Here is an 11,126-nt window from a genome sequence, read left to right as displayed (position 1 = left end):
ACCACCCTCTACAACTTCGACCTCACCGGCAACAACGCCGACGGCACCTGGCTCGCCAGCCAACAGATAAACCTTCCGGTGGGCCGGGCCTACATCAAAATCTACGGGTACAGCGGCAACGCAAGCTGGGGCAAGACGTACACCCTTAATGCGGGATGGATCTGGTCCTCAACTCCGGTACCCTCCATCAGCGGGACCCCACAGGTGGGCCGGGCCCTGACGGCAGTCCCAGGAACCTGGTCACCTACACCGGATGCGATGAGCTATCAGTGGTTCCGTTCCGGGACCGCCATCACCGGCGCGGCAGGGAAAACCTACACGCCGGTTGGCGCCGACTACGGCAAGACCATCACTGTGAAGGTCACCGGAAACAAGGCCGGGTACCCCGCAGTATCCAGGACCTCCGCAGCCACAGCCGTGGTCGCGAAAGGCACCCTGGCGGCACCGGTTCCGACCATCACCGGCACTGCCCGGGTCGGTTCCACGCTGACCGCAGTTCCGGGCACCTGGGGACCCGCACCAGTGACGCTGGCGTACCAGTGGAAAGCCAACGGCGTGAGCATCACCGGCGCCACCGCGGCCACCTACAAACCCGTCGCAACCGATACCGGCAAAACCCTCACCGTAACCGTCACCGGAACCAAAACCGGCTACAACACCACCGCGAAAACCTCCGCCGCAACCCCCGCCGTCCTTTAACGGGAGTCCTTCGCGGCAGAGCCCCTGGCTTCCTGGCGCTGCTCCCCACGAGGCGGAACCGGATTTCTCCGGCCGGCTCCTGGGGAGCAGTCCAGCTGGAATTCGCTTCCCCTGTATGAGTCCCGGCCCGCGTTATCCACATAGGCTCAGTGCTCCGTATCGGCTTTTCCCGGGCCTGCCTAGGATCGGCGTATGACAACGTTCCAGGGCATTCCCTCAGGTGCTTTCGGGTTCTACGCGGAGCTCCAGGAAAACAACAACCGGGAGTGGTGGCTGGAGAACAGCCCCCGCTACCGGTCGCTGGTGCGGGAGCCGCTGCTGGCGCTCCTGGCCGGGCTCGAACCGCGGTTCGGCCCGGGAAAGGTGTTCCGCCCCCAGCGGGACATGCGGTTTTTCCAGAACGGCCCGCCCTACAAAACGGCGCAGGGCGCCTTCGCCGCGGTGCAGGAAGGCCTCGGGTATTACCTGCACATCGGAGCGGACGGCCTGGCAGTGGGGGCCGGCTGCCACACCGTTTCGCCGGCGCAGCTTGCCAGGTACCGGAACTCGGTGGATGCGGCCGGGACCGGTGAGGCGCTCCGGCGCATCGTCGAAGCACTGGAAGCGACAGGTTTCGAGGTGGAGGGCGAAACGCTACGGAACGTGCCGCGCGGTTTTCCCTCGAACCACCCGCGGGCGGATCTCCTCCGGTACAGGACCCTGGCAGCCGGCAAGGACCTTGGCCGGCCGGACTGGCTTGCTACGCCCGCAGCGGCACAGGAAACCGCGCAACTGTGGGATGCGTTGCGTCCGCTGGTTGAGTGGATGGGCCGGCATGCTGCGCCCTGACTGGAAGTAGGGCTAGGCGGGGGTTTCCGGGGCCGGCTGCGCTGCTGCCAGGAGACGGGTGTCCAGGTTGGTGAAGAAGACCGCCAGCATAAGCCGGAAGGCGTTGGTGGCGGCTTCCGGCTCATTCATCACCACAAAGTCGAACTGCAGGCCGTAAAAGGTTGCAGTGAAGAGCCGAGCGTCGGTGTCCGCAAACTCTTCGGCGATGCCCTGAACCTGCAGCCAGTCCCGGGTTTTGTGGTGCAGCAGCCGGAAGTGCTGTTGGGATGTGCCGCGGGGTTCGGCGGCAACGATGTCCTGGGCGGTGGCTTCGAATTCCAGGCGGGTCAGGTGCCGGTTCCGCTGGGCCATGGTCCACTGCCAGGATTCGAGCAGGAAGTCCCGCCAGGCGTCCCTGTCGATGTCCCGTACGTCGGTGTTCCGCATCCTGTCCAGGCGGGATTCGATGGACACCACAATGTCGGTGATCAGTTGCTCGCGGCTGCCGAAGTGGTACACCAGCACGTAGGAGCTCACACCGAGGCCTTCCGCGAGGCTGCGGAAGGTGACCTCGGCAAGGGTTTTATCCATCAGGTAGTCCAGGATGGCGCCCAGGAGCTCGGCTTTACGTTCGGGGCGGGTCAGGCGTGCCATGGGATCAATCCTAGGAGCCGGGCATGGCTCTGCCCGCCCGGGAGGACCCGGGCGGGCAGATACGGATGGTCAGGCGCGGGTGTACTCGTCGCGGTCGTCGGGCTGGGACTCCGGGGCGGCAGTCCCGTTCACCGCCGTGCTGGCCGCGCTGAAGCGCTCGTTGAGGCGTGAGTGCCGCTGCCCGTACGCGAAGTAGATGGCCAGCCCGATCAGGAGCCAGATCACAAAGAAGATCCAGGTTTCCACGGCCAGGTTGGTCATCAGGTAGAGGCACAGGATTGCGGAGACCACCGGCAGGACCTTCCCGAAGGGTACCCGGAAGGCGGGCTTGAGGTCCGGGCGCTTCCGGCGCAGCACCAGGATGCCCAGGCTCACCACCACAAAGGCGGAGAGGGTGCCGATGTTGATCATTTCCTCGAGCAGGTCCACGTTGGTCAAACCGGCCACCACGGCAACTGCGGCGCCGCAGATGATCTGGAGTCGCACCGGGGTGGAGCGTTTGTCGCTGGTTTTGGACAGGGAGCGCGGCAGCAGGCCGTCGCGGCTCATGGCCAGGACCACGCGGGACAGGCCCATCAGCAGCACCATGATCACCGTGGTCAGGCCCACCAGGGAACCGAACGCAATGACCTTGGCAGCGGTGGTGTCCCCCACCGCTTCGAAGGCGGTGGTCAGGGTGGGGTTCTCCGCCTCTGCCAGCTGTGTATAGGACACCATCCCGGTCAGCGCGAGGGAAACCAGGATGTAAAGGATGGTCACGAGGGCCAGGCCACCGAAGATGCCGCGCGGGAGAGTCTTCTGCGGGTTCTTCACTTCCTCGGCTGAGGTTGCCACCACGTCGAAGCCGATGAAGGCGAAGAACACGAGCGCAGCACCGGCGAAGACGCCCAGCGTGCCGTACTGCGCGGGGGCCGCCCCGGTGAGGAACCCGAAGAACGACTGCTTAAGGACGTCGGCAGCGCCGGTGCCGGCGGTGGGCTCGGCCGCAGGAATGAACGGGGCGTAGTTTTCAAACTTCACGTAGGTGAAGCCCACCACGATCACAAACAGGACCACGGCGATCTTGATCAGGGTAAAGACGTTGCCCACACGGGCGGACAGCTTGGTGCCCAGCACCAGGAGCACGGTGAAGATGGCAACGATCAGGAAGGCGCCCCAGTAGAGGTCAACGCCGCCCAGGGAGATGGCCGGCGGAACGTCGGCACCCATCAGCGCGAACACGTTGCTGAGGTAAATGCCCCAGTACTTGGCGATCACCGCGGCCGCTGTGAAGAGTTCCAGGATCAGGTTCCAGCCAATGATCCAGGCGAGCAGCTCGCCCATGGTGGCGTACGTGAAAACATACGCGGAGCCAGCCACGGGGATCGCGGTGGCGAATTCGGCGTAGCACATGATGGCCAGCGCACAGGTGATGGCGGCGATGGCGAAGGACAGCGTCACGGCGGGGCCTGAGAAGTTGGCGGCAGCCTTGGCGCCCACGGAGAAGATTCCGGCCCCCACGGCAACGGCGACGCCCATGATCATCAGGTCCCAGGTACTCAGTGAGCGTTTGAGCTTGCGCCCGGGTTCATCGGCGTCGGCAATCGACTGCTCAATGGATTTTGTCCGGCGAAGGTTCATTGGGGATCACAATCCTGGTTTTGGCTGGAAACAGACCTATCAACGATAGTGTCCATCCACTGGACGGCTATATTCGTCTCAAATTTTGAGACGGACGAGGTGCCCGGCCGCAGCACACGGCCGGGCACCGGCCCGGTGCCAACGCCGATCGGTACGCCGTTTCAGGCGGGCCAATCCATCAGCGTTGACCTGATCAGGAAGCGTTTGCCTTCCGGTGCCTCAACCGAGAACCCGCTCCCGCGGCCCTGCACCACATCGACGGTGAGATGGGTGTGGCTCCAGTAATTGAACTGCTCCCGCGACATCCAGAACTCAAGGGGCCGGGGGTCGGTGCCGCCGAAGACGTCGAAGCGGCCCAGCAGCACGTCGGAGTCGCCGGTGATGAATTCGCCGGCCGGGTAGCACATGGGTGAAGACCCGTCGCAGCACCCGCCGGACTGGTGGAACATCAGCGGGCCGTGCTGCTCCCACAGCTTGGCCAGCAGGTCCACCGCAGCGGGCGTGAGCGCCACCCGGGAAAAGTCTTCCCCGGGCAGCGTCACGGCGGCGTTGATCGGTTCTGCAGTCATCGGCTTAGAAGAAGCCGAGCTTGTTCTCGTCGTAGCTGACCAGGAGGTTCTTGGTCTGCTGGTAGTGGTCCAGCATCATTGCGTGGTTCTCACGGCCGATGCCCGAGGACTTGTAGCCGCCGAACGCGGCACCGGCCGGGTAGGCGTGGTAGTTGTTGACCCACACACGGCCCGCCTGGATTTCCCGGCCGGCACGGTAGGCGACGTTGCCGTTCCGGGACCAAACGCCGGCGCCCAGGCCGTACAGGGTGTCGTTGGCGATGCCCATGGCGTCGTTGTAGTCGCTGAACCGGGTGACCGATACCACCGGGCCGAAGATTTCCTCCTGGAAGATCCGCATCCGGTTGTGGCCTTCGAACACCGTGGGCTGGACGTAGTAGCCGCCGGCCAGGTCGCCGGACAGTTCTGCCCGGGCACCGCCGATGAGGACCTTGGCGCCTTCCTGCCTGCCGATGTCCAGGTAGGAGAGGATCTTTTCGAGCTGGTCGTTGGATGCCTGTGCGCCCACCTGGGTGTCGGTGTCCAGCGGGTTGCCCTGCACCATCTTGCCCACCCGGGCGATGGCGTCGGCCATAAAGGAATCGTAGATCCCGTCCTGGACCAGGGCGCGGGACGGGCAGGTGCACACCTCGCCCTGGTTGAACGCGAACAGGGCGAAGCCCTCCTGGGCCTTGTCGTAGAACGCGTCGTTTTCCTGGGCCACGTCGTTGAAGAAGATGTTGGGGCTCTTGCCGCCCAGTTCAAGGGTGACCGGAATGAGGTTCTGGCTGGCGTACTGGCTGATCAGGCGCCCGGTGGTGGTTTCGCCGGTGAAGGCGATCTTCCGGATCCGGGAGCTGGAGGCGAGCGGTTTGCCAGCCTCAACACCGAATCCGTTGACCACATTGATGACCCCGGCCGGCAGCAGATCACCGATCAGCTCCATCAGCACCAGGATGGAAGTGGGCGTCTGTTCGGCCGGTTTCAGGACCACCGCGTTGCCGGCAGCGAGGGCCGGCGCGAGCTTCCAGACGGCCATAAGGATGGGGAAGTTCCACGGGATGATCTGGCCCACCACGCCCAGGGGCTCGTGGAAGTGGTAGGCAGTGGTGTCTTCGTCCAGCTGCGACAGCCTGCCTTCCTGGGCGCGCACGGCGGAGGCGAAGTAGCGGAAGTGGTCCGCGGCGAGGGGCATGTCGGCGTTGAGGGTCTCGCGGACGGGTTTGCCGTTGTCCCAGGACTCGGCGACGGCGAGCATTTCCAGGTTTTCGTCGATGCGGTCGGCGATCTTGTTCAGGATGGCGGCGCGCTCGGCCACGGAGGTCTTGCCCCAGGACGGCGCCACCTTGTGGGCCGCGTCCAGTGCCAGTTCGATGTCTTCGGCGGTTCCCCGGGCCACTTCGCAGAAGGGCTTGCCCGTTACGGGGGTGATGTTTTCGAAGTACTGGCCTTTGACGGGGGCCACCCACTCGCCGCCGATCCAGTTCTCGTAGCGGTCCTTGAAGGTGACCTTCGATCCGTCGGTGCCGGGCTGTGCGTAAACAGTCATTGCGAGCTCCTTTGCTGTGCATGAGGCGGCGGCCTGGTGCGGGCGCCCGCCGTTGCAGCCAGCCTAGGAGGGTGCAGGTTGCAGCAAGGTTGCAACCCGGAGGAGGAATGTCAGGGGGTTGCCGGGGATGCCCGGAGTTCGTCGTCGATCCGTTCCAGTTCGTCCACAACTGCCGCCCGCTTGGGTGAGCGGGCAGGGAGGAGCCGGAGCGCGGCGCGCCGGACGCCGACGTCGTTCCTTGCCTCGGGAAGTTCGGCGTACCGGAGCAGTGACTCGGCGCTGCCGTCGGTGAGGATCGCCTCGCGGAGCAGGGCCGAGACCCTGCCCCGCAAGGTGATGATTCCCGGCGCCTCGGAGTGCGGCAGCACCGCCCCACCGTAGATTTTCAGGGCCATCCGGTGGGCCCCCCGCTGCAGGCAGCTGAGGACCTGCCCCGAATCGGGGACCACGTCAACGGGCAGCCGGTACGGCCGGGAGGTGGGGACGGCGTCCGGATGAAGCTGCTGCAGGATCTTGCGGAGCCGGACCATCTCGGCGCGCAAGGTGATGGTGGAGCCCTCCCCCGGGTACAGCAACCCGCTGAGCTCCTCCGCGTTGAGCCCGTCCGGGTGGGTGCTGAGCAGGGCCAGGATCTCGCTGTGACGGGCGGACAACGCAACGGTCCGGCCCTGCAGGCTCAGCAGCGCCTGGTCCCGGCCCAGCAGTTGGAGGCTGTTCCGGTAGAGGCTGCCTTCCCGGACTGCCGCCGGCGGCGCCGCGGACCGCCGCCTGGCGGGCCTGCCGGCAAGGGACGCGGCGAGCTGGAGCCGTTCCACCCGCAGCTGGGCCTGCGCCGCGGCCACCGTGGCCTCCACCAGGGAAAGGGTGTGCGGCGCCACGGCGGAGGCTTTGCCGGTGATGTCCACAACGCCCAGGACGGCGCCGGAGTCGGGGTCGTGGAACGGCACGGCCGTGCAGCTCCAGGAGTGCACCGCGCGCTGGTAGTGCTCGGCCCCGGCGATCTGGATGCCCCGGCCCAGGGCCAGCGCGGTTCCGGGGGCGCTGGTCCCCACGGTGGCTTCGGACCAGTCCGCGCCGGGGACAAACATCATGCCTTCGGCCCGGCGCTGCAGGTCCGGGTCGCCGTCCACCCACAGCAGCCGGCCCACCTCGTCACCCACGGCCACCAGCAGGCCGCTGTCGTGGCTGGGCTGGACCAGGAGCCGGTTGATCACAGGCATGATCGCGGCCAGCGGGTGGCGGCGCCGGTAGTCCTCCAGCTCGTCCCGGTCCAGGGCCAGCGGGGCGGCGGGGTTATCCGGGTTGGCCTGCAGGCGCGCGGACCGTTGCCAGGACTCCCGGATCAGCCGGCGCAGGCCCGGGATCTCAGGTGTTCCGCCGGGCATTCCGTGGTCCAGGAACTCGTGGCCGGCCATGGCGGCACGCTGGGTGGTGGCCGCACCCGGCGGCTGGCTCACGTTCGGCATTGAACTCCCAGGTGATGGGCGGCATCAAGCTGCCGGCCCGGCCATTCTAACCCCGCCCGGAAGTCCCCGGGCGGGATCCTCAGTCGCGGGAAATCCGGACCATGTCCTCCCGGGGAACCACCTTGATCCGTTCGCGGGCCACCCCGCTGGACCCGTCCGCGGTCCAGGCGGCGCCCAGGGCGGCTTCGTGGGCGTCGAGCCGGTTCCAGCCCTCCCACGTGGTGTATTCGACGCCGCGCTCCTCAAGGAGGTCGATGATGGCCTGCGGGTCGGGGTTCTGCGCCGGCGGCAGCGTGAGCCTGTCCTCCAGCAGGAAGCCGATGGTTTCCAGGGCGTCGCCCTTGGTGTGGCCGATCAGGCCCACCGGTCCGCGCTTGATCCAGCCTGTGGCGTAGATACCGGGGACAGCGGCCCCGGCAGCGTCGAGGACCCGGCCGCCCTCATTGGGAATGACACCGCGCTTGGCGTCGTATTCCAGTTCCGCCAGCGGCGAGCCGTGGTAACCGATGGCCCGGTAGACGGCCTGGACCGGGTATTCAACGAACTCCCCCGTGCCTTTGGCGTTGCCGGTGCCGTCCAGCTGCATCCGCTCGAACTTGATCCCCGAGACCGAGCCTGTGCCGCCGTCCTGGATTTCCACCGGGCTGTGCAGGAAGTGCAGGTGCAGCCGGCGGGAGGAGGGTTCCTCGGCTTCGGCGTGCTCTTCGACAAGCCAGTTGGTCAGCGTGTTCACCATGGTTTTGATCTGGTTGTTGCTGCGGATGGCCTCATCGGAGGCCTCGTCGAACTCGAAGTCCTCCGGGTACAGCACAATGTCCACGTCGTTCATGTGGCTGAGCTCGCGCAGCTCCAGCGGCGTGAACTTGACCTGGGCGGGGCCGCGCCGGCCAAAGACGTGCACATCGGTGACAGGTGAGGATTTCAGGCCCTGGTAGACGTTGTCCGGGATTTCGGTGCTGAGCAGTTCCTCCGGGTGCTTGACCAGCATGCGCGCCACGTCAAGGGCCACGTTGCCGTTGCCGATCACGGCGATTTCCCGGGCCTCCAGCGGCCACTCCCGGGGGACGTCCGGGTGGCCGTCATACCAGGATACGAAGTCCGCGCCGCCGTAGGAGCCGGCCATGCCGATGCCGGGAATGTCCAGGTCGGCGTCCCGGATGGCGCCGGTGGAGAAGATCACGGCGTCGTAGAAGGCCCGGAAGTCGTGCAGGGTGAGGTCCCTGCCGTAGGCCACGTTCCCCAGGAAGCGGATGTCGCCGCGGTCCAGGACCTTGTGCAATGCGTTGACGATCCCCTTGATCCGGGGATGGTCAGGGGCCACGCCGTAGCGGATCAGGCCGTAGGGTGCGGGATAGGCCTCGAAGAGGTCGATGCTGACCTCGAAGTCGCCGTCCTTGACGCCGCTGGATTTGGTGAGGATATCGGCGGCGTACACACCCGCGGGCCCAGCCCCCACGATGGCGACGCGGAGGGGACGGGTGGCGGCGGAGGCGCTGTGGTTGGTCACCGGGGGCCCTTCTGACGATGCGGGTGCGCCGCACCGGCGCACAGTTCCCAATTCTAGGCCTTAGCCGCTTTTGGCCAGCGGAACCACCGCGCCTTCCCGGTAAAGCAGCGCCCGCAGTTCGGACTCGGCGGAGTCCGGCCGTTTGGGGTCGATGGTCTCGCCATTGTTGTAGTGGTCCAGCACGCGCGGGTCCACGTAGCTTTTCCGGGCGATGGACGGGGTGTTGCCCAGCACCTCGGCGGCAGCCTGCATGGCGGCGCTGACGGCCCGCTTCCTTTTGGCAACGGTGGGCCGCGGACCGGTCCGGGCCAGGCTGCCGGCGGCAGCAATGGTGCCGCGCAGGGTGCGGAAATCCTTGGCGGTGAAGTCGGAGCCGGTGCGTTCCTTGACGTAGGCGTTGATGTCGGAGCTGGTGACCGGGCGCCAGTTCCTGCCCTCCTTGTAGGCGAGCAGCCGGGCCTTGCCGCCGCGCTTCTTGAGCTGGCGCACCAGGGCGGCGAGGTCGGCGTCGCGGATTTCCGATTCCCAGTCCTTGCCGCTCTTGGCGGGAAACGCCAGCAGGATCCTGTCCTGGCGGACCTGGGCGTGCGCGCACAGCAGGGTGGCCAGCCCGCGGCTGCCGTTTTCGTTGGTGTACCGTTCGGAGCCCACCCGCAGTGATCCGCTGTCCAGCATCCGGAACGCCCCGGCCAGCACCCGTTCGCGGGAGAAGCCTTCGCTGCGCAGGTCCACGGTGACCATCCGCCGGGCCGATGGCAGGGATTCGGCCAGCTGCAGGGACCTGACGAACTTCAGCCGGTCCTTCCGTTGCCGCCATTCCGGATGGTAGATGTACTGCCGCCGCCCCACGGCGTCCACCCCGGTGGCCTGGATGTGGCCATTTTCGAACGGGGCAATCCACACGTCCGTCCACGCCGGCGGGATCCCGATGCTGTCCAGGCGGTCCCGGATGTCTCCGGCCGGCACGGTGGAGCCGTCCAGGTCCCGGTAGCTGAACCCTTTTCCGGCAGGGATGCGCCGGTATCCACGCCCTGAGGCGTTGCTGCGCCGGAGCCTCATGGGGCGGTGGCCGGCAGTTCCGCTGATGTCATAAAAGCAAGCCTACTGACCAATGCCGGGATTGCCGCCCGGCACGCGTGGAATACCTGCCGGAAGCCTGCTGTTATGGTTGCGTGCCCTCACCCGAACAAACCGCCCCTGCCAGCCTCAACCCGGCCACCGCGCCTCCCGTCCAGGGAGCCGGGCCCAAAGCCGTGGATAAAGAGACGACGGCGGGGGTCCTGTTCGGGATCGGCGCATACGGGCTGTGGGGGCTGCTGCCGCTCTACTTCATTGTCCTGGTGCCCGCCGGCGCGGTTGAGATCGTGGCCAACCGGATTGTGTGGTCGCTGCTTTTCTGCGCTCTCCTGCTCACGGTCACCCGCTCCTGGCCGGCCATCGCCGCGGCGGTGCGGGACCGGAAGGTCTTTGCTCCGTTGGCGCTGGCTGCCCTGCTGATCGCCATCAACTGGCTCACCTATACCTACGGCGTGACCTCGGGCCAGGCCGTGGAGGCAGCCCTGGGCTACTTCATCAACCCCCTGGTCTCCGTGCTGCTGGGCGTGATCGTCCTGAAGGAACGGCTGCGCCCGCTGCAGTGGGCCGCCGTCGGAACCGGGTTTGTGGCGGTCGGCGTCCTGACCTATTCCTACGGAAAGCTACCGTGGATCGCACTCACCCTGGCGTTCAGCTTCGGCTTCTACGGCTTTGTGAAAAAACGGGTGGGTGCCAGGGTTGACGCCCTGACCAGCCTGAGCGTGGAGACCGCCGTGCTGGCGCCGCTGGCCGGGATCACCATGATCGTCCTGGCAGTCAACGGCACGGCCACCCTGGCCACCAACGGGCCGGCGCACTTCTGGATCCTGGCAGCATCGGGAATCATCACAGCGATTCCGCTGCTGTTTTTCGGCGCCTCGGCCCGCCGCCTTCCCATGACCACCATCGGCCTGCTGCAGTACCTGGCCCCGATCCTGCAGTTCATTGTTGCCCTGCTGGTGTTCCGGGAGGCCATGCCGGCGGAGCGGTGGATCGGCTTCGGCGTTGTGTGGCTGGCACTGCTGCTGCTCACCGTCGACATGCTGGCCACCGCGCGGCGGCACGCCGTGGACCGGAAACGGGCCCTGCGCGCCGCAGCAGCCTGACCGGAGCGGCGGACCGGGAGCGCCCGCGGCTACTGGAGCGCCCGCGGAGACGCCAAAGGCGGGCCAGCCGAAACTGGCCCGCCTTTGTGCAGGGTG

9 protein-coding genes and 1 pseudogene are annotated in these 11,126 nt (G+C 66.8%); 3 read left to right on the top strand and 7 right to left on the bottom strand.

The features are described from left to right. Nucleotides 1–699: pseudogene (locus ASF72_RS04030) on the top strand (hypothetical protein); the annotation flags it as partial. 192 nt (nt 700–891) lie between these two features. Then, on the top strand, nt 892–1,527 hold the full coding sequence (locus ASF72_RS04025) for a DUF2461 domain-containing protein (RefSeq protein ID WP_050685251.1): 636 nt from the start codon (nt 892–894) through the stop codon (nt 1,525–1,527). Between the two features lie 12 nt (nt 1,528–1,539). Here ASF72_RS04025 and ASF72_RS04020 read toward each other — a convergent pair whose 3' ends face one another. From ASF72_RS04020 to ASF72_RS03990, 7 genes are all read right to left on the bottom strand, one after another. Then, a complete protein-coding gene (locus tag ASF72_RS04020; protein WP_050685250.1) occupies nt 1,540–2,160 on the bottom strand; it encodes a TetR/AcrR family transcriptional regulator in 621 nt (206 codons plus the stop codon). A 69-nt stretch (nt 2,161–2,229) separates the two neighbouring features. Beyond that, complete coding sequence (locus tag ASF72_RS04015; protein WP_056596867.1) at nt 2,230–3,780, bottom strand: amino acid permease; 1,551 nt, start codon at nt 3,778–3,780, stop codon at nt 2,230–2,232. A 161-nt stretch (nt 3,781–3,941) separates the two neighbouring features. After that, nucleotides 3,942–4,349, bottom strand: a complete 408-nt coding sequence (locus ASF72_RS04010; RefSeq protein WP_056596866.1) for a DUF779 domain-containing protein — start codon at nt 4,347–4,349, stop codon at nt 3,942–3,944. Between the two features lie 4 nt (nt 4,350–4,353). Further along, nucleotides 4,354–5,877, bottom strand: coding sequence for an acetaldehyde dehydrogenase ExaC (exaC, locus tag ASF72_RS04005; protein ID WP_056596864.1), 1,524 nt, complete (start codon nt 5,875–5,877; stop codon nt 4,354–4,356). Between the two features lie 110 nt (nt 5,878–5,987). Further along, nucleotides 5,988–7,343: a helix-turn-helix domain-containing protein gene (locus ASF72_RS04000; RefSeq protein WP_056596863.1), complete on the bottom strand. Its 1,356-nt coding sequence runs from the start codon at nt 7,341–7,343 to the stop codon at nt 5,988–5,990. Between the two features lie 79 nt (nt 7,344–7,422). Continuing rightward, nucleotides 7,423–8,850 (bottom strand): FAD-dependent oxidoreductase, encoded by a 1,428-nt coding sequence (locus tag ASF72_RS03995; protein ID WP_056596862.1) that lies wholly within the window; start codon nt 8,848–8,850, stop codon nt 7,423–7,425. A gap of 60 nt (nt 8,851–8,910) precedes the next feature. Then, nucleotides 8,911–9,909 carry a DNA topoisomerase IB gene (locus tag ASF72_RS03990; protein ID WP_056596860.1) on the bottom strand — a complete coding sequence of 333 codons (999 nt, stop codon included), beginning with the start codon at nt 9,907–9,909 and terminating at the stop codon, nt 8,911–8,913. A gap of 113 nt (nt 9,910–10,022) precedes the next feature. Between ASF72_RS03990 and rarD the strand changes: the two genes are divergently transcribed. Continuing rightward, on the top strand, nt 10,023–11,030 hold the full coding sequence (gene rarD, locus ASF72_RS03985) for an EamA family transporter RarD (protein WP_082484016.1): 1,008 nt from the start codon (nt 10,023–10,025) through the stop codon (nt 11,028–11,030). Nucleotides 11,031–11,126 lie beyond the last annotated feature (96 nt).

Origin of the sequence: Arthrobacter sp. Leaf141, from assembly GCF_001424565.1 — a bacterium.
In the GTDB taxonomy this organism is placed as follows: domain Bacteria; phylum Actinomycetota; class Actinomycetes; order Actinomycetales; family Micrococcaceae; genus Arthrobacter.
The sequence above is the reverse complement of the archived record's forward strand: the minus strand, read 5'-3'. Positions and strand labels throughout refer to the sequence as shown.